Origin of the sequence: Flavobacterium granuli (genome assembly GCF_031456055.1) — a bacterium.
Classification (GTDB): Bacteria; Bacteroidota; Bacteroidia; order Flavobacteriales; family Flavobacteriaceae; genus Flavobacterium; species Flavobacterium granuli_A.
Genome location: NZ_JAVDTX010000002.1, coordinates 405,250 through 426,135, shown reverse-complemented (window position 1 = coordinate 426,135; position 20,886 = coordinate 405,250). Strand labels below are relative to the sequence as shown.

The window sequence follows — 20,886 nt, the reverse complement described above, 5'->3', positions numbered from 1 at the left end:
AAACCCGTTATGTTATTAAAACGTAACGGGTTTGTTATGTAGTATTTTATTTTAAATTATTGATTAGTAGGCTCTTCGGTTTGATTAGTTGGTTCTTCTGCCTTGTGGATATTTACTGTTAATTCTTGTGAACCATCTACAATATCCATAAAGATTTCATCACCAGATGCAATTTTTGAAGTGATAATTTCTTCAGCCAATGTATCTTCAACGTATTTCTGAATCGCTCTTTTTAATGGTCTTGCACCAAATTGCTTGTCAAAACCTTTATCAGCGATAAATGCTTTGGCTTTATCAGATAATTTTAATTGATAACCTAGTTCTTTGATGCGGTCATAAAGTTTTTTTAACTCGATTTCAATAATTAAATTAATATCTTCTTTTTCCAAAGTGTTAAATACAATTACATCATCAATTCTGTTCAAAAATTCTGGTGCAAAAGTTTTCTTTAAAGCATTTTCAATAACACTTTTAGAATTATCATCGGCTTGTGCAATTTTGGCAGCTGTACCAAACCCAACTCCTTGTCCGAAATCTTTCAACTGACGAGCACCAACATTAGATGTCATAATAATAATCGTGTTTTTGAAATCAATTTTGCGACCTAAACTATCTGTTAAAAATCCATCGTCTAGCACTTGAAGCATCATGTTGAAAACATCAGGATGTGCTTTCTCAATTTCGTCAAGTAACACAACACAATATGGTTTTCTACGAACTTTTTCAGTCAATTGACCTCCTTCTTCGTAACCTACATATCCTGGAGGCGCTCCAACTAATCTTGAAATCGCAAATTTCTCCATGTATTCACTCATGTCAATTCGAACCAATGCATCCTCAGAATCAAATAATTCCTTAGCAAGAACTTTGGCTAATTGTGTTTTTCCAACACCTGTTTGGCCTAAGAAAATAAAAGAACCAATTGGTTTGTTTGGATCTTTCAATCCTGCGCGATTTCTTTGAATAGAACGAGCTATTTTTAAAACTGCTTCGTTTTGTCCAATTACTTTATTTTGAATAAGCTCAGGCAATTTGGCCAGTTTGTTACTTTCCGTTTGTGCAATACGATTTACTGGAATTCCAGTCATCATGGATACAACATCAGCAACATTATCTTCGGTAACTAATATTCTGTTGGTTTTAGAATCTTCTTCCCATTGCTCTTGTGCTATGGCTAAATCTTTTTCTATCTTTTTCTCATCATCACGAAGTTTGGCTGCTTCTTCATATTTTTGTTTCTTAACAACCAAGTTTTTCAACTCTCGAACTTCTTCTAATTGTCGTTCCAAATCTAATATTTGTTTTGGGACATCAATATTGGTTATGTGAACTCGAGATCCAGCTTCGTCCAATGCATCGATTGCTTTGTCTGGTAAAAATCGCTCAGACATATATCGATTAGTCAATTTAACACAAGCTTCAATAGCTTCTGGTGTGTAAATTACATTATGATGATCTTCATATTTGTTTTTAATATTGTTCAGGATAGTGATTGTTTCTTCAACGGAAGTCGGTTCAACAATTACCTTTTGAAAACGTCTTTCAAGTGCGCCATCTTTTTCTATGTATTGACGGTATTCGTCTAAAGTAGTTGCGCCAATACATTGAATTTCTCCTCTTGATAGTGCGGGTTTGAACATGTTTGAAGCGTCTAGTGAGCCAGTTGCTCCTCCAGCGCCAACAATTGTATGTATCTCATCGATGAAAAGAATGATGTCATCATTTTTTTCCAATTCATTCATCACGGCTTTCATTCTTTCTTCAAACTGTCCTCTATATTTTGTTCCAGCAACAAGACTAGCTAAATCTAGAGTGACTACACGTTTGTTAAATAATATACGGGAAACTTTCTTTTGAATGATTCTCAATGCAAGACCTTCAGCAATAGCCGATTTACCAACACCTGGTTCACCTATTAATAAAGGATTGTTCTTTTTGCGTCGGCTCAAAATTTGAGAAACACGTTCTATTTCTTTTTCACGCCCTACCACAGGGTCTAATTTTCCCTCTTCTGCCATTTCTGTTAAATCTCTTCCAAAATTGTCAAGTACTGGAGTTTTAGATTTTTTATTTGATTTATTGGCGGGATTATTAAAATTACCTTCTTTGAGGCTGTCATCTTGTCCTGAATCGTCATTGTAAGATTCGTTTTTTGGCAAGTTTTCTAAAAAATCGTCTTCGTTTGGAGTCATATTGATGTATTGTTCTTTAGCTACGTCATAATCGATTTTGAGTTTATTCAATAGCTTGGTTGTAGGATCATTTTCGTTTCTCAAGATACACAACAGTAAGTGTGCAGTGCTGATTGATGAACTTTGGAAAACTTTTGCTTCTAAAAAAGTAGTTTTCAAAGCACGTTCCGCTTGACGTGTCAGATGTAAATTTTTCTTTTCTACACTAACATCAATGCTAGGACTGGCAGGGCTTAGGATTTCAACCTTCCTTCTTAAATGGTCAAGATCTACAGATAGGTTGTTAAGGATGTGAATTGCTTTACCATTTCCATCCCTTAGAATGCCAAGCATTAAATGTTCAGTACCTATAAAGTCATGTCCAAGGCGTAAAGCCTCTTCCTTGCTATAAGTAATAACGTCTTTTACTCTAGGTGAAAAATTATCATCCATATTATTAGGTATTGTTATTGTAAATTTAGTAAATAAGATAATCAAAAGCAAAAATCATACCTTTAAATACTCTTACTGCTAATTGACAAAAAAAATGAAGAACATATAGTTAAAGCCTGTTTAATTTATTAACTAAATCGCAATAAAATTTTGTTAATAATTCGAGCAAATTTCTGTCTATTTATGAGTGAAAACACATTGAGAAAGGTTATATTAGCGGGATTTTTTAAAACAAAATAATTTTAATTTAAGTATATATTATGTCTGAAGGAGAAAAGTTAATTCCTATTAACATTGAAGATGAAATGAAAACAGCTTACATCGATTATTCGATGTCAGTAATTGTATCAAGAGCACTTCCAGATGTTAGAGATGGCTTGAAACCAGTACATCGAAGAGTACTATTTGGAATGCATGATTTGGGAGTTAATTCAAGATCTGCCCATAAAAAATCCGCAAGAATTGTTGGGGAAGTTCTTGGAAAGTATCACCCTCATGGTGATACATCTGTTTATGATGCCATGGTTCGTATGGCGCAAGAATGGAGTATGCGTTACTTATTGATTGATGGTCAGGGTAACTTTGGATCTGTAGATGGTGATAGTCCTGCTGCGATGCGTTATACTGAAGCCAGGATGCGTAAAATTTCGGAAGAAATTCTAGCAGATATAGATAAAGAAACAGTTGATTTTAAATTGAATTTTGATGATACATTAGAAGAGCCAACGGTTATGCCAACTCGTGTTCCTACCTTATTGGTAAATGGTGCAACAGGAATCGCAGTAGGTATGGCTACCAATATGCCACCTCATAATTTAACTGAGGTAATCAATGGTACATTGGCTTATATGGACAATAATGACATAGAAGTTGATGAATTAATGACACATATTAAAGCTCCAGATTTTCCTACTGGTGGTGTAATATATGGTTATGAAGGAGTTCGTGAAGCTTTTAAAACAGGTAGAGGTAGAGTAGTGATGCGTGCCAAAGTTGGTTTTGAAGAAGTTGATGGACGAGAAAGTATTATTGTTACCGAAATTCCATACCAAGTTAATAAGGCAGATATGATCAAACGTACTGCTGATTTAGTAAATGAAAAGAAAATTGATGGTATTGCCAATATCCGTGATGAATCGGATAGAAATGGAATGCGTATCGTTTATATATTAAAACGTGACGCTACGCCAAATGTAGTATTGAATACACTTTATAAGTTTACACAATTACAATCTTCTTTTAGTGTTAACAATATTGCAATTGTTAAAGGTCGTCCACAAATGTTGAATCTTAAAGATTTGATTCATTATTTTATAGAACACCGTCATGATGTTGTTACTCGTAGAACGCAATTTGAATTGAAGAAAGCTGAAGCGAGAGCTCATATTTTGGAAGGTTTGATTATTGCTTCGGATAATATTGATGAAGTAATTGCTTTAATTAAAGCGTCAAAAAGTACTGAAGAAGCTCGAGATAAATTAATCGAAAGGTTCAATTTGTCTGATATTCAATCTCGCGCCATTGTTGAAATGCGTTTGCGTCAATTAACTGGTCTGGAACAAGATAAGTTAAGGTCAGAATACGATGAAATTATGAAGTTAATTGAGCATTTGAAAGCTTTATTAGCGGATGTTAATTTAAGAATTGCTTTGATAAAAGAGGAGTTGACTGAGATTCGCGATAAATATGGTGATGAGCGTCGTTCTAAAATTGAATATTCGGGAGGAGATGTAAGTATTGAAGATTTGATTGCTGATGAGAATGTGGTTATTACAATATCTCATGCGGGTTATATTAAACGTACAAACTTATCGGAATATAAAACACAAAATAGAGGAGGAGTTGGGCAAAAAAGTGCTGGTACAAGAGATCAGGATTTCTTGGAGCATATGTTTGTTGCTACGAATCACCAATATATGATGTTCTTTACGCAAAAAGGAAAATGTTTCTGGATGCGTGTTTATGAAATCCCTGAAGGAAGTAAAACTGCCAAAGGTAGAGCTATTCAGAATTTAGTGAATATTGAAAGTGATGATAAAGTAAAAGCATTTATCTGTACTCAGGATTTAAAAGATAAAGAGTATATCAATAGTCATAATCTTGTAATGGTAACAAAGAAAGGACAGGTTAAGAAAACTTCATTGGAGAAATATTCTAAACCAAGAATTAATGGTGTTGCTGCAATTACAATTAAAGAAGGTGACGAATTATTAGAAGCTAAATTGACTAATGGTGAAAGCCAAATCATTTTAGCTGTCAAATCTGGTAAATTGGTTCGTTTTGAAGAAACTAAAACGCGTCCAATGGGGAGAACAGCTTCCGGAGTTCGTGGTATTACTCTAAAAGACGAAACTGACGAAGTGATTGGAATGGTAACTGTAAATGATATGAGCAGTGAAATTTTAGTAGTTGCTGAAAATGGTTACGGAAAACGTTCTAGTCTAGATGAGTATAGAATTACTAACCGTGGAGGTAAGGGGGTTAAAACTCTTAATATTACTGAAAAAACTGGTAAATTAATTTCGATAAACGCTGTGACAGATGCTGATGATTTGATGATTATCAATAAATCTGGGTTGACTATTAGAATGGCTGTAGAAGATCTGCGAGTTATGGGAAGAGCAACCCAAGGTGTGAAATTGATTAATATAAAAGGTAATGATTCAATAGCAGCCGTTACCAAAGTAATGAAAGATGACGCTACAGAAGTTGTTGTTGATGAAGATGGAAATATTGTTGAAGATTCTGCAATCGAAAGAGTGAAACCTGTTTTGGAAGTGCTTGAAGATGATGGAGTAACTGAAGAGGACGAAGATGAGGATGATGAGGAAATAGAGGATGAGTCTGAAGAAAGTGAAGAAGATGATTCAGATGAAGAGAATTAAGTAATAAAATTATCTTAAACATTTATTCTTTATGACAAAAATCATAAAGAATAAATGTTTTTCTTACTATTTTTGTGGTTTAAAATTTAAAATAATTATTTATGAAAAGTAGATATGTAATAATAGCGTCAGCATTATTTTTATCAGTAGCAAGTATTGCTCAAAAAAATGAAATTAAAGCTGCTGAAAAAGCTTTAAAAGCAGGTAAGTCTGATGAGGCTATTACAATTTTAACAGGTGCGGAGTATTTGTCTGTTAATGCGCCTGATGCTGAAAAAGCACAATTTTTATTTGTAAAAGGAAATGCACATTTGGATTTAGCGAATAAAAATATTGAGACAGATAAGAATTTAAGTCTTGCTGCAAAATCGTATAAAGATTTATTGGATGCTGAAAAAGCTTCTGGAAAAGCGAAATATTCAACTCAAGCAGCAGCATCAATTGCTGAAATTAAAGGAAAATTAATTAATTCTGCAATTGAAGATACTAAAGCTAATAAGGACGCAGAGGGAGCTAAAAAGTTATATGAAGCTTATTTACTTGAGAAAAAAGACACTCTTAATCTTTATTATGCAGCATCTACTTATGTAAATGCAAAAGATTATGATACTGCCCTTAAACTGTATGAAGAATTAAAAGTTTTAAATTTTTCAGGAAAAGCAACTTATTATTATGCTGTTAATAAAGTAAATAGCCAAGAAGATTATTTCACTACAGCTGCAGACAGGGATCGTTTAGTTAAAATGGGTACTCATGAAAAGCCAAGAAATGAAAGTGTACCTTCAAAAAGAGGTGAAATCTACAAAAATGTAGCTTTGATTTATGTTCAACAAGGGAAAATGGATTTAGCTAAAAAAGCTGTTTCTGATGCTAGAAAAGCTAATCCAGATGATACTTCGTTAATATTGACAGAGGCTAATCTGTATCTAGAGTCAAAAGATATGGATACTTATAAAAAGTTAGTTTCTGAAGCGTTGCAAAAAAATCCAAACGATGTAGATTTGATTTTTAATTTGGGTGTTGTTAGTGCTCAATCAAAAAACTATAGTGAAGCTGAAAAATTCTATACTAAAGTTATGGAATTGGATCCAAAATACATTAATGCTTATATCAATATGGCTGCAATGAAACTGGATGATGAAAAAGTTATCATTGATGAGATGAATAAGCTTGGTACTTCTGCTGATGATATGAAGCGATATAATGTGTTAAAAAAGAAACGTGAAGATTTGTTTAGAAGTACAATTCCATATTTAGAGAAAGCGGTAGCGTTAGATCCTAAAAATGTTGATGTGGCTAAAACATTATTGAATGTTTACAGTGCATTGGAAATGACTACAGAGTATAAAGCTTTAAAAGCTAAAATGTAGTTTTAAATAAGTTGTCAAATTAAATCCTGCTCGAGTATATTCGATGCAGGATTTTTTTATTTTATGCAATTATGTTTTTTACTTTTTAGTAAGGAATTGTCAGTCTTTTTTTGAATTAAAATTATTAGTAGAAATATAATTTTATTTTGATTAGAATATTGGATCGGTTTAGTGTTGTGAAATAGCATAATGATGGATTGCCATATTAATTTATTATATCAAAAAGATTTTATAGTGCAATAATGATTTGATATTGGATTGCTTTTTTTTAAATAAAAATAGAAAATAACAGAGATCATCTTGCTTTGTGAAATTATAGTCTTTTTGTTAAAATTTATAAATAATTTGTTTGTAAAATCAAAAAATAATTTTATTTTAGAGCAAAATTATGAATTTAGAGTTAATATAGTTAATTAACGAGTTTGTGTAAACTAAGTATTGTTAATTATGTAAAAGTAATTTGAGTTTTTAAAAATGAATAATCCAAATTGTTTAATCAAAAAAAATATTTATGTATGTAAAAAAAACTACTTTCTTCTAAAATGTTATAAAAAGTATTGTCTAGAGCAAAAAAATCTAATGAACTTTTTTTAATGCATTTTTAAATTTTTTTATTTTCTTTTTTTGTTTATTGAGTATTATAGTCTTTCTAAACTTATGAAGGAGTAAAAATTAATTTTTCAGAATTTCTATATAAAATAATCAGCCCCTAATATTAATAACTAAACTTAACCAAATGAAAAGAAAATTTGTAATGCTATCAATAGTATTATTGATAAATGCTGGTATGTACGCGCAAAAGGATCAAATAAAAGCAGCTCAATCTGTTTTTGAAAGCGGAAAATCTCAAGATGCCTTAGGTGTTTTGAAAAAAATTGAATATTTGATTTTTAATTCTACAGATGAAGAGAAGTCTGATTTCTATTTTTTGAAAGGTAATATTTTTAAAGATTTGGCTTCAAAAAATATTGATATGGCTAATAATCTTTCTTTGGCATCCGAAGCTTATCAAGAATTGATTAAATTTGAAAATGAGGCGGGTAAGTATAAGTATTCTTTACAAGCTAATGTAGCTTTAAGAGAGATGAAATCGAAGCTTGTTAATGGTGCTGCAGATGATTTTAAGGTAGGTAAATATAAAGAGAGTGCGGAAAAAAGTTATAAGGTCTACTTATTTGATAAAAAAGACACTTTAAATTTATTTTATGCAGCTTCTTCATCAATGAGTGCTAAAGATTATGATTCGGCTATTAAATATTATGAAGAATTGAGGAAAATAAATTATTCAGGAAAAGGGGTAGTTTATTATGCAATAAATAAAAAAACAAAAGTAGAGGAAAGTTTTGCTTCTGCTAACGTTAGAACTGCAAGTGTTACTGGTGGGTTTCATGAAAAACCAAGGGATGTTTTTTCGCCTTCTAAAAAATTTGAAATTAATAAAAATTTAGCTTATATCTATCTTGAAAAAAATGATGCTGTTAAAGCTGAAATTTGTTATAATAAAGCTTTAGAGTTGGACCCAAATTATATTGATGCTTATATTAATTTAGCTTATATCAAATTGGAATCTAAAAAGGCTTTAATGGATCAAATGGATGCATTAGGAAATACTCCAAAGGAAATGGAGCTTTATGATCAGTTGAAAGTCAAAAAAGAGAATTTGGTAAAAAGTGTGATTCCATATCTTAAAAAAGCATTGGTAATAGATCCCAAAAATCAAGATGTTATGAAATCTCTTTTGGGGGTTTATAGATCTTTGGATATGACCAACGAATATAATTCATTAAAAGCAAGTATGTAGCTTTTATGAGTGTACAAAAAAAAAGCTAGAAAATTTTCTAGCTTTTTTTTATATAATTTTTTTTATTACTCTTAGTTTGTGAGTGTGTTTGTTAGTTTCGGCATTATAGATTCCTAAATGATCCAATCTATCGATTCTCACCTTTCCGCTTGCATGAATAATATAATTGTTTTCCATTATTATTCCAACGTGAATGATGTTTCCTTCGTCATTGTCGAAAAAAGCTAAATCACCAGGTTCACTCTCTTCAATAAAGCTCAATGCTTCACCTTGTGTTGCTTGCTGAGATGCGTCTCGCAATAATTTGTAACCATTTAGTTTATATACCATTTGTGTGAAACCTGAACAATCTATGCCAAAAGGTGTTTTTCCACCCCATAAATAGGGAGCGTTCAAATACATAAATGCAGAGTTTATTATTTTGTTTCTTGGTTTTATACCACTTACTTTGGCTCCTTCAAAATTAAAATTACTCGGGTTAATTTCTGGATAGTTTAAAAAGGATAAGGAGGATCCAAGTGGGATCGGAATTAATAAATTAGATGGGGCAACAATATATTCTATTAAATCAGCATTGAGAATTATTGCTTCTGACGAAAGCTGTTTGTAGCTGGATTCTGTAATAAATTGAAATTGTTTAGTATCTACCCAGCCTTGGTATTCGTCATATTGCATTTTTATATGAGACCACTGTTTATATTGTTCCAAAACTTCAAAATGTTCTCCAAATAAGACTTGAGAAACAATTTCACTTTTATCACTGGCTTCGGCACGAAGTGGAATCATGGCTAAATTACAAATTCCAAACATTTATATAAATTAGAAATTAAAATAATACGAATCAAAAATATTTGTAAAAATAGTAATTTTCAATTCGTATTATTTAATAATTGTATTTTATTTAAAGTGATCTTTATGAAATATTTCTCTCTATAACAAAGGCTGAAGCACCACCACCGCCATTACAGATTGCTGCGGCTCCATATTTTGCATTATTTTGTTCCAAAACATTTAATAATGTCACGATTATTCTAACACCTGAACAACCAAGAGGATGTCCTAATGATACGGCTCCTCCGTTAATGTTTACTTTTTTATTATCTAATCCTAGTATTTTGGAATTGGCCAGTCCAACTACTGAAAAAGCTTCATTAAATTCGAAATAATCAATTTCATCTAAAGTTAGGTTTGCTTTCGCTAATGCTTTAGGAAGTGCTTTTGCAGGGCTTGTTGTAAACCATTTTGGTTCTTGAGCGGCATCGGCATAACCTTTAATGTATGCTAACGGCTTTAAACCTAAAGAAATTGCTTTTTCTTCACTCATTAAAATAACCGCTGCTGCACCGTCATTTATAGTTGATGCATTTGCTGCGGTAACTGTTCCGTCTTTTGTAAATACAGCGTTTAATGTAGGTATTTTTTCTAGAGAAACATTAGTGAACTCTTCATCTTTTGAAATAATTATTGGCTCACCTTTTCTTTGAGGAACGGCAACAGGAACTATTTCATTGTTAAATTTACCTTCACTCCAGGCTTTAGCTGAGCGCTCGTAAGATTGGATTGCAAAATTATCTTGTTCTTCTCTAGATATTTTATATTCCGTTGCACATAGATCTGCAGATACTCCCATGGCATTATTGTCATAAGCATCTGTTAATCCATCTTTTTGCATTCCGTCAACCATAGTGCTAGGTCCAAATTTGGTTCCGTTTCTCAAATTCATATAATGTGGAATCAAACTCATGTTTTCCATTCCTCCAGCAACTACAATTTCAGCATCACCACATTGAATGGCTTGTGATCCTAACATTAGAGCTTTCATTCCGGAAGCACATACTTTATTAACTGTAGTGCAAGTGACATTATTAGAAAGACCAGCGTAAATTGCAGCTTGACGTGCGGGAGCTTGACCTACGCCAGCCTGCACGACATTACCCATAAAAACTTCGTCAACTAAATTTGGATCTAATTGTATTTTTTCTAATGCACCTTTTATGGCTATTGCGCCTAATTTTGGTGCAGTAATTGTAGATAATCCTCCCATAAAACTGCCGATTGGTGTTCTAACGGCAGAAACGATAACAACTCTTTTGCTCATGTTTATTATATGTTGATTTATAGTAGCAAATTTAAACTTATTTTGTAAAATTCAAATTTTTAATGAATTTAAATTGGGATTTATTTAACGAATCTCTGTTTTTTACTTTGTTTTCATTTAATTCTCTAATAAAAGTGTTTTTACTATTTAGAGCTGTTTTGTCATATGATATATGATGTAAAATTTTAAAAAGAATAGGATAAATGAAGGTTTGTATAAATATTCGAATAATGATTTAGTCTTCCGAAATAATGATAATAGTCTTCTTCTAGTTTTTTATTTGCAAAAAATGGTTTTTTGAGTGGTTGTTATATATTTGATAGTGAAGTCATTTGAATAAATAGTAGAAAAATATGAAAAAAAAGTGCTGAAATAGTTGTGAGAAACGTAAACATGTCTTAAGTTTGCAACCGCAAAACAGGACACGTTCCTTGAGCTTGGAGAGTTGCCTGAGTGGCCGAAAGGACTTGTTTGCTAAACAAGCGTATGGGTAACTGTACCAAGGGTTCGAATCCCTTACTCTCCGCAATTTATTCTTGATTAAGAATCACAGCAAGATTCAATATTTTATTATATTTTCATAAAATAAATTAACAGATTGTTTTCGGGGTGTAGCGTAGCTCGGTTATCGCGCCTGCTTTGGGAGCAGGAGGCCGCAGGTTCGAATCCTGCCACCCCGACAAATAAAAATAATGGACGCATAGCTCAGCTGGATAGAGCACCTGCCTTCTAAGCAGGCGGTCGAAGGTTCGAATCCTTCTGCGTTCACTAAGTTGCCATAAGAGGCAAAAAAACAAGTGCACATACAGGTCGTAAGGCCAAGTATAGTGCGCTTTTTTGTTTTTTTAACCTTTTATTTTTGCAGTATGAATTCAGTTTCAAGAAGTATTTTTGACACGCTAGTGGACACGCAAAAAATTTACGTGTCAATGAAAGAAAGATTTTTATTAAGAGAATATGATTTAAAAGATGGGAAGACATCTTTACAATTAACGATAACACCTTCAACTCCAAAAATCAGGATCCATTTGGATATTAATGTTTACCGGAAAGATTGGAATTCTGTTACTCAAAGGCTGATGCCAATTTCAAAAAACAATCAGGATATTAATTTGCTTTTAGATAATATAAAGTCTAAGCTGACAGAAATTAAAACATCATATAGGTTATCTGATAGAATATTAACTCCCGAAAATCTTAAAAAGGAATATTTGAACGGGATGCCACGTGTTCGATTTACTGCATTTTATAAAATAATGCTAGAGGAGGAAAAGGTATTGATGGAACCAGGATCTTATAACAGATATAATTCTGTGTTAAAAAAAATTATTGCATTTGATGATGATGTGACTTTTCAGGATTTAGATCATAATTGGCTGGATAAATTTAGGAAGCACTTGAAAGGTTTGGGTAATGAAAATACTACTGTTGCCGGTAATATAGCAGCTGTAAAAAAGTTTTTAGGAATTGCTTTCAAATCCGGAATTAAGTTAGCTCTGAATGTTGATGAAATTAAACCCGGAAGTACAAAAGGAAATCGAACTAGTTTAACAACTCATGAACTTAAACGAAGCTGCGAATACTATTTTAGCCCATTTATAAATGATTCACACCGCTTAATATTGGGTTATTTCCTTTTTAGCTGCATGACTGGTTTAAGAATATCTGATGTTCAAAAATTGACCCGTAAAAATTTTATGGATGACTACGTTACCTTTATTGCTAAAAAATCAAAAAAGGATCAATCTATTGCTTTAAATATGAAAGCCCGTCAGATAGTAGATTATGAGCCAAATTTGTTTGTAAAAAAATTTCGCGATCAACATATTAATGATGAATTAAAAAAAATTATGGTAAACGCTAAAGTTCAAAAGAAAGTCACTTTTCACGTAGGCAGGCATACATTTGCAACCAGTTTTTTACGTGCTGGAGGTCAAATCGAAAAATTACAGCTTTTACTTGGCCACACTGATATTAATCAGACTATGATTTATTCACATATAGTTCAGGCTGATGCAAATGCTGAAATTTTTCTAATTGACAAGTTATTTTAAAGTATTTGTTTCAATTTCAACAGTAAATTGTTCAGGAGTTGTTTCAGTCCTGTTTATGTTTTTAATTATGTGATATCTGTTATAGGCGAAAATCTTGGTTTTCGCCTTTATTTTTTGAAGCTGTTCGTCCCAAGCTTTAAAACTCCAAGTAAAAGCCTGAGCGAAAATCCGAAACTCAAACCATTTTTGCCAATATATAGGATGGATTGCAGGGAGTAAATATTCTGTGTTGGATTGTGCCAAATTATTACCATTGTATAAACCATCGTATTTCACCAAAAACACTTTAGAATCATTACTTTCGAATGCATGTGCTGTTTGAACACCGTTACTGGTAAGTAATGGTAACGGCAATGCATTAACTTCAATTGTGCTTGTCTTATCGTCGGTTGTGTAATTTGAATACGACACACCGTCTTTATTTTGAAATACGGGTTCAAATTTATAAACAGTGCTTTCCACATCTTGAAATTTAAGTTCAAATGAGTTTCCTTGGGTGAATTTCCTCAGCGGTCTTTTTATCTCCGCAAATTGTAAATCTTCTGCATCCTCATAATTTATTTCGTCTTCCACGGGATTCATTACGGCAAGCTTTCCAACAATATCCAAATCATAATTGAACCAGTTTTTAATCACTTTTACAAAATCACCAAAGGTTATGTCCGCTACTGCTTTGGTTAAATCAACTTTGTTTTCATTTAAAACTGATGCTATTGCGGTACCCGAAGAATCAAACAATACCAATGTCAAAACGGATAAATCGATGATGGTTTGCTCTTCGGTATAATTTATATAACCTTCTATCGTGATATCGTTCGGGTTTGCATCGGCAATTGTTTCAAAAGTAATATCAACATCATAGGTCCTGAAAGTAGTTCCATGATCCCAATTGGTTGGGGATGACTTTTGGTCGAAAAGTATAGTATTTCTATATTTTATTCTGAAATAACACCAATAGTTTGACCAACGCAAACTCTTTATTGTTCCTTGAATGTTATACTTACCTGGTGCCGCCAAAACAACATTGTAATAAAAATTTTGAGTCTGTGTACCCGTAGTGATCGTTGCATCCTCAGACATCTGAATAATGTCCAATGGTTCTTGAAGCGTTGGTTTTTTAAAATAATCAACATCACCATAAAGGCAAGCCTTTGTAATTCGTTCATCTGTCAATATTTTTCCAGACAAAGTATAACCCGCATCTACCATTCCGCGCTGCAGAATGTGTAAAATATAGGGTAGTGGTTGCATTACATTCCTGTTATAGGTAATATCTTCAACTGTATCTACGGTGTTTTCAAGGAAAGAACCACTCACACGGTTATTTAAGATGCCCCCGAAATTTTCCCATATTCCTTCTGAAGTATCATACCTGTCAACATGAACCTGCGGAAAATTATAATTAACTTCTGGCCATGTCTTTGTGATTACTGATTGGGCATGATCAAAAATTGTTGTTCCGGATTCCAAAGTAAAATTAGCCAGGGACAATTGAGATAATTTTTTGTCAAAACTTGGTAATTGTTCAAATCCAAAACGAAGTGTACAACTTAATTTCTCCTGAATGGATTCCACTTCCAAAACCGCTTGCTCTATTTTATCTCCGTGTACATATAGTAAATCGAAGTACGTTTTTACATCATCAGAATTGAATTGGGAGATGAAACCAAATGCGATATCCAAATCAATTTCCAAATCAATTTCAAAAGGAAACGAATATTTCAAGAAAAAACTATCCGAAAACCAATTGTTCTCTTCGGTATCCGATATTTTGAAAGGCGTTAGGTCTAGTTCAAAACTAGAGTGTATAAGTTTCCTCATCGTAGGCTCTGTTAATAGTGAATTCTAAAGGGAATGATATCGTTTCGGCTTCATAATCTTGCTTTGGAAGTTTCTTGCCAATTGGACGAAGAGAAATCCTTTTTTCTCCCTGAACCAACCAGACTCTTTTGGAGCGCATTAAACTTTCAATAGTATCGATATCCGTAAAGAGTAACCAACCTGTATCGATAAACATTTTCACTTCTTTTGAAGTTGATAAATGTTCAAGGGCTTCTACTAAATTCTTATATACTTTTTGAGATTGATATTCTAAATCAGGGTCTAGTACAGCAGTCCCCGTGCACTCAATTGCTGATTGCACTTTAAATTCATTTTCCCAAACAATCATATTTGAATAATAAGAATTTGGGAAAATATAAAAAGCTTTTTTGGGAGCATCTTCATTAACTTCCCCAACTAAATCAATTACATATTCGATTACATCTCCTTGTTTGAAATTTTCAAATGTTACTTTTTTGCAGAGAGTGGTAGTTGCATCAGTTGGTAATACTACAGTAGCAATCAAGTCCCCATTCTTGAAAGTTCTTAATTCAAAACTGCCCGCAGGAATTAAAATATTTAAATAAGCAAAGCTTTTTTGGGTAACTCGATTTGGTTTTGGGTTGAATTCCAAAAATCCATAATTCTCAAAATAACGACTTAATCCAGCTACAAAATGAATGTCTGCAGATGTTCCAGATCGTACCACACTATCATCCAAAAACAGTTTTTCGGAAACGGTTACTTGTAATTTGGTGAATTTATATTGTTCTAAATTGTCATTAACATCTGGAAAATTTCTCATTAATCTATGAATTAATCTTCCCAAATTGACTTCGGATTTTCCTTTAAATAAAACCACTTTTTGGGGAATCAGATTTTCATATAATTCTTCTGTGAAAAAATCATAGGTATTTATTAATGCATTAAATTGAAAATAAGTACCTACGTTTTCTGATTGAAATTTAAAAAACACAGGATCTAACGTAAATGCTTTTTGTCCAATTGTGTATGGTGTCTCAAAGAAATCCGATAATCTTGATACGCTAACAGTATAATTAATATTGCCAAAATGAACATTATTCTTTAATATTTCAAATGTACCCGCCAAATCTACCCCTGTAAATATTGCATCACTATCATAATATTCACTTAAACCAACTCCAACAATAGCGTTGCCAGAACCCGATGCTACAAAATAAGTTCCAGTACCATCAGTTACTGAGACTATGGTTACTCCTGGAGATGAAGTCCCTAATATAAAATTAGGTTTTGATTTAACTTTCCACAAATCACCGGTTAATGTAATAAGTTGAGTAGGGCTAGGTACGTTTTGTTGATGTACAAAGGCCATACTTACTGGCGTAAAGCTGAAAGTTGGAGGAGGGTCTTCAGGGTCAATTGGTTCATCATCACCTTCCGTTATTGTTATTGTAACATCAGCCGTTTCTAGTACTACTGAAAAAAGCGCACCAGGATAATTTGCAGTAATTATTACAGTACCTTTTCCTTCCGATTCTGGACCACTATAACTCGATAAACTAAATAAATCTTCAGAATTATAATCTGAATTAAAAGCAGATACATAATTATCTGAAGTATATCCGTCATAACCACCTTCCTCTACATTCTCATCGGGTATTGAAACTTGGCCAGATGATAATCGAGTATTCTTAAAACTTTCGTTTAAATGCAGCCCCAAAGACGATTCCAAAATATTTAAATCAGAATGTGTTAATGGAACTTCGTTAAACACTATTGTAATACTTGAATATGCCATTTTATTATTTTTTAGCTTTATTTCTTAAATCATTAAAATCTTTAATACTGTCCTGAATGTTCTTTGCTGATTGCAAATCATTTTTAAAAAATTTACCAACCACCCCATTATCACGTAGGTTTTTCATGACCTCAGTATTCTCCGCTACTACAGCTAATACCATTTGTAGTAATTGGTTGTCATTAGATGATGATGGAGTAGTGGTATTAGTTTCAGCGGGAACCTCGTAACGTCTGGCTTCTTGATTATATAATCCTTTTTCCCATCCTTTTATACCATTGAGTTCACGAATAAGTGAATCCTTAACTGCAGGGTGCATTTGTCGCCATGCTTTATTGTCGATTACCATTTCGGGGCCATTCTCAGCTACAAGGAAATGACTTGTATCACTCACTAAGCCGGAACGTGTTTTTCCTGCATACTTAGACTTGAAAACTTTGCCGTCCTGTTCTCGCTTTACGTAGTTGCCATATAATCCTGATTCGTATCCTTTGGCGGGTAATGGTTGTTTAGCAATTGTAGCAATTTGTATTGCGCCAATAGCAGCTGCTATTCCTGCTAAAATGAAATTTGGTAATGATGCAGCAACACCTTTTGCTGTACTAATAACTGCGCTCACAATTGCCATTTGTTTTTCTCTTTTGGCTTTATTGTATTCAGTTTCCGCTTTTTTCTTCTCTAACTCTTTATCAATTTTATCAACTTGTTTGTTGTATGTTTTCTGAGAAATCATACCGCTATCCAATTGCCTTTTTAATTTATTTTTCTTTGCATCTGAGGCTCTTTCAAATTTTGTTAATGCAGCAGATTCTACCGCATTTTGATAATTGCCATAAAGTCCCCAAGCGTTTTGCATCCCTATTAGGACCATATCCAAAGCCTGTAATTTTCCAGCGAGTGAATCTAAATTGTTAAAAGCATCAGTCCATTGAGTTGGCGTGAAACCTAAAATGTCCTGTTCACCAAATGCAGATTTAGCAGCTTCTCCAAGTTTTTCCGCACCTGATTGCTTTTTAGGGTCTTTTGCAATTTGAATTTTCGACATTGCATTTTCAAGGAAAGCAATGTCTTTATTGAATTTATCTCTACCTTCTGGTGTTAAAATACCTTCTGATAAAACTTTTTTTAATTCGTCAATTTTCTTTTTTAAATGTTCTTTCTGCAGAACTAATTCATTTTTATCAAAATCGTCTTGGCGTTTTTTCTTAGCCTTATCAGATAAATCTAATTCGGCTAATTCATTATTGAAATTAGTTTCTCTTTGAAGTTTGCCTAACTCATATTGTTCCTGTTCTTTTTCAATTGCTTCCTTGGCATATTTCTCTTTTATAGTGGCAACTTTGATATCATGAAGAATAACAGCGTGCTCCATATCAGAATTATTGGAATCATTTAATGATTGCCATTGTTCTGCTTGTGCTTTCCAATACGCTCGTGTGTTTTTAGAAAGTTTTTCATTTTTTGAATTGGCAAATGCCTGTTCAATATCCTGCTCTTTTATTAAACCTTTTTCTAAATCTTCAATTTTACGGCCAAGATTTACCTGTTCGATGATAATTTCTTTTTGTTCACCTTCCTCCATTTTATAGAGACGGTTATCCTGTGCTTGGCGTTCCAATTTTAATTTTTCATCAAGGAATTTACGGGTATCTTCTAACTGTTTTTTCTCAGCTTCTTCACGTTTTTTTCTTGCTGATTCGGCGGATTTATCAGAACTATCACCTGGTACATTATAATCTGATGTATCCGGTGTTGGAGAAGAACTAACTCCAAGCAAAGAATTTAAAGATTCTTTGTCTGCTTTCAATAACATAGCTAATTGTCTACCTCTGGAAGATTTTAGAGCGACTTCTTTTTTATATTTTTTTTCTAGTGAAGCAAGTTCTTTTTCATTAAGATTAATCCTGTCTTGAATGTCTTTTACCTCATTCTTTTTGAAGTTATTTGTTTCTTTAACTATTTTTTTAGTGTTAGAAAGTAATGAAGATGCTATTTTGAATTCATTTTCAGCATTCGCTAATTCATCTGAAATACCTTCGAATCTAGATACACGTTCATCAACTGACAAATTTTTATTATTATATGCTCCTCCTTTTTTATAATAATCTTCTTTTGCTTTTCTCGCATTTGATAGTCTTACTTCGGCATTATACAATCTTTGGGTTGCATTTATTTCTTTTTCAATATTTCCTTCATTAAGTTTAGCGAAAGCTTTTGCTCTAGCCACTTGGTCTAAAGCTTCGATATAAGTTGCATAGATTGCTGTCAATCCATAAACTTCCTGACCTTCTTTTACAAGAAGTCCATTAAATTCTGGAGCAATTTTAACTAAATCTTCATAAGCCTTTTTTCGGGTTTCTAAGGAAACATTCGTGTCATTGATTACAGTTACCAATGAACTCATATGCGCTTTTGTTGCAGAAGTTGATTTTCCAACTTCATCTACAAGTTTCTTTTGTTGTTTACTGAATGATTCTTGGGCTACTACGCTGTTATTTACAGAATCCTTAAAAGCTATATATGCGCCAATAACAGCTGTAAGCACTGCTAATACTGCTCCCCATGGACTTGTAGCGGTTGCAACATTCATAGCTTTTAATGCGGCTGTTGCTCTGGTAGTTGTAATTCCGAAGAAGTTCATTACTCCAGTATAAATAGTCAATCCCGCGATTTGCAGTGAAGTCCACATTACTTGCAGTTTTTGTTGCAATAAATTCCATGCGGTTGCTTCACCTAAAGTTCGAGTTCTTAACGCAGCTATAGTTGTCCATGCTGTGTATGAAATTAGCGAAGCAACCATTAATGCTAAAATTTTAGCAGTAAATACAATCATTATCCTCCATGCGGATACTTCCTTGTTTGCTTCCTCTGTGGCACCTATGAAATTAGCAAGCCAATTCACTCCTATTGTTAGCCACTTGATAAATGTTTCTGAAGAGAACCATCCGGAAACTGTTTTGCTTATTTTTTCGAGTGTTGCTGCAAGGTTATTATTTTTGATATCATATTCATTTACCAGCGAAGTTCCAGAAGCAAAGGAGTTGTTTGATAAATCGATAAGTTCACGAAAACGCCCAACGTTATTACCCATTGCGCCAATTACCTTATTTGCACCATCAGCACTGATTCCTAGATAATCCAAAGTTTTTGCCGTTTTAGTTGCATCCATCCCTCTCATACCTTCAGAGAATTTTAGCATGAACTCCAAAGGATCGGTGTTAATCATATTCTCGACCGCTTTTTGTGATATCCCCATGACTTTGGCAAACTTCCCACTTTCGGTAGCTGCTTGCTTCATGAAAATACCATAGGCACGAGCCGAAACTTCGGATTCGATTCCAGATTCTTCAAATGCAGTTCCCAAAGCTAATGTTTCCTGTATAGTTGGTTTTAATACATCGGTAAGTGAACCTATACGGGTGGTGAAATCTGCAATATTTGCTTCGGATGCTGTTCCGTTTGCTCCAAGATCGTTGATAGCAGAACCAATGGAGTTATAAGCCTGTTCTACTCCTAAATTTTTAGTTTCTTCAAATAAGAATTTAATTTTTCCAAGTTTATTTGCCACTTCCTCAGCACCTCCAGTAAATGAATCTCCAAGAGCGACTGAAGCTTTATTCATTACATTAACGAAATCGCCTATTTCGGCTTTTGCAATTCCAATACGCCCGCCTTGCTCAGCTATCCCTAAGAGATCAATTCTTGAAGTACGGGTTTGGAGCAATCCAAAAGACTTGGTCAGTTCATCGACTTCGATTTTGGTCATGCCCGTGGTTTTCATCACGTCCGATTGGGCATCGGATAATTTGCCGTTGATGTCGATTATTTTTTGAACAGAAAGAACTACACCTGTTAAGGTGGCAATTACCCCAAGAGCCATTCCTTGATATTTATTGAATCCATCAGCTAGGGAACTGATTGATATTTTTGCAGTTTGTGAATTACTTCGTAATTCCTGCATTCTGCCATTAACTTGTTTTAAATCGGCATCGGTTTTTTTCCAATCAGACGAATTAGGATCTAATAATTTTAGTTTTCTTCCTAAAACAGATGCTTCTGTACCCAACTGTCCCATTGTTTTCTCAGTCAGCTTCAAATTTGAAATTAACCCTTGAAGTTTAGCTTCACTCTGTTCAATTTCAAGACTATTCGCCTTCATCTTTGCCGTTAGGTTTTTGTATTCCTGAGAATCTTTACCTAATTGTTTGGCAATCATTTTTTGTTCGTAAGCGTAATCGCTATTTGCATGCTTTAGCTTTATGACTGCTTTCTCTAATTCTAATATGCCCTTTTGAGCTGAATTACCATTGATTTCAATGGATAATTTCAACTTTTCGTCTGATATTGTCTTTGCCATTAGTGCTGATTTTAAGTAAAATTGGCACTAAAAAACAGTTAACGATGTGACATAAAAAAGCCCCGTGAATACGAGGCTTTGAGTGGTATTTTGAGG

10 protein-coding genes and 3 tRNA genes are annotated in these 20,886 nt (G+C 33.3%); 7 read left to right on the top strand and 6 right to left on the bottom strand.

The features are described 5' to 3' along the window. Window positions 1-56 precede the first annotated feature (56 nt). On the bottom strand, window positions 57-2,624 hold the full coding sequence (locus J2W95_RS06130; protein WP_310005013.1) for an ATP-dependent Clp protease ATP-binding subunit: 2,568 nt from the start codon (window positions 2,622-2,624) through the stop codon (window positions 57-59). A gap of 260 nt (window positions 2,625-2,884) precedes the next feature. Here J2W95_RS06130 and gyrA point away from each other — a divergent pair, with 260 nt between their 5' ends. The 3 genes from gyrA to J2W95_RS06115 all read left to right on the top strand — a co-directional run bounded on the left by gyrA (window position 2,885) and on the right by J2W95_RS06115 (window position 8,680). Beyond that, window positions 2,885-5,509: a DNA gyrase subunit A gene (gyrA, locus tag J2W95_RS06125; RefSeq protein WP_310005011.1), complete on the top strand. Its 2,625-nt coding sequence runs from the start codon at window positions 2,885-2,887 to the stop codon at window positions 5,507-5,509. Between the two features lie 101 nt (window positions 5,510-5,610). After that, complete coding sequence (locus tag J2W95_RS06120) at window positions 5,611-6,879, top strand: tetratricopeptide repeat protein (RefSeq protein ID WP_310005009.1); 1,269 nt, start codon at window positions 5,611-5,613, stop codon at window positions 6,877-6,879. Window positions 6,880-7,615: 736 nt separating this feature from the next. Then, window positions 7,616-8,680, top strand: coding sequence for a tetratricopeptide repeat protein (locus J2W95_RS06115; RefSeq protein ID WP_310005007.1), 1,065 nt, complete (start codon window positions 7,616-7,618; stop codon window positions 8,678-8,680). A 48-nt stretch (window positions 8,681-8,728) separates the two neighbouring features. Here J2W95_RS06115 and J2W95_RS06110 read toward each other — a convergent pair whose 3' ends face one another. Then, the gene (locus J2W95_RS06110) at window positions 8,729-9,490 is read right to left on the bottom strand and encodes a C40 family peptidase (protein WP_310005005.1); all 762 of its coding nucleotides are present in this window, start codon (window positions 9,488-9,490) and stop codon (window positions 8,729-8,731) included. Window positions 9,491-9,593: 103 nt separating this feature from the next. Then, complete coding sequence (locus J2W95_RS06105) at window positions 9,594-10,778, bottom strand: acetyl-CoA C-acyltransferase (RefSeq protein ID WP_310005003.1); 1,185 nt, start codon at window positions 10,776-10,778, stop codon at window positions 9,594-9,596. Between the two features lie 439 nt (window positions 10,779-11,217). Between J2W95_RS06105 and J2W95_RS06100 the strand changes: the two genes are divergently transcribed. From J2W95_RS06100 to J2W95_RS06085, 4 genes are all read left to right on the top strand, one after another. Further along, window positions 11,218-11,304 (top strand) — tRNA-Ser (locus J2W95_RS06100). Between the two features lie 79 nt (window positions 11,305-11,383). Next, window positions 11,384-11,458 (top strand) — tRNA-Pro (locus J2W95_RS06095). 14 nt (window positions 11,459-11,472) lie between these two features. After that, window positions 11,473-11,546 (top strand) — tRNA-Arg (locus J2W95_RS06090). 161 nt (window positions 11,547-11,707) lie between these two features. After that, window positions 11,708-12,832: a site-specific integrase gene (locus tag J2W95_RS06085; protein ID WP_310005001.1), complete on the top strand. Its 1,125-nt coding sequence runs from the start codon at window positions 11,708-11,710 to the stop codon at window positions 12,830-12,832. Here J2W95_RS06085 and J2W95_RS06080 read toward each other — a convergent pair. Genes J2W95_RS06080 through J2W95_RS06070 form a run of 3 tightly spaced genes read right to left on the bottom strand, consistent with a single transcriptional unit; the run spans window position 12,824 to window position 20,790 of the window. Next, window positions 12,824-14,653 carry a hypothetical protein gene (locus tag J2W95_RS06080; protein ID WP_310004999.1) on the bottom strand — a complete coding sequence of 610 codons (1,830 nt, stop codon included), beginning with the start codon at window positions 14,651-14,653 and terminating at the stop codon, window positions 12,824-12,826. The genes J2W95_RS06085 and J2W95_RS06080 overlap by 9 nt on opposite strands. Then, window positions 14,631-16,433: a hypothetical protein gene (locus J2W95_RS06075; protein WP_310004997.1), complete on the bottom strand. Its 1,803-nt coding sequence runs from the start codon at window positions 16,431-16,433 to the stop codon at window positions 14,631-14,633. The genes J2W95_RS06080 and J2W95_RS06075 overlap by 23 nt, the downstream gene beginning before the upstream one ends. Window positions 16,434-16,437: 4 nt before the next feature. Continuing rightward, window positions 16,438-20,790, bottom strand: coding sequence for a phage tail tape measure protein (locus tag J2W95_RS06070; protein WP_310004995.1), 4,353 nt, complete (start codon window positions 20,788-20,790; stop codon window positions 16,438-16,440). Between the last annotated feature and the right edge of the window lie 96 nt (window positions 20,791-20,886).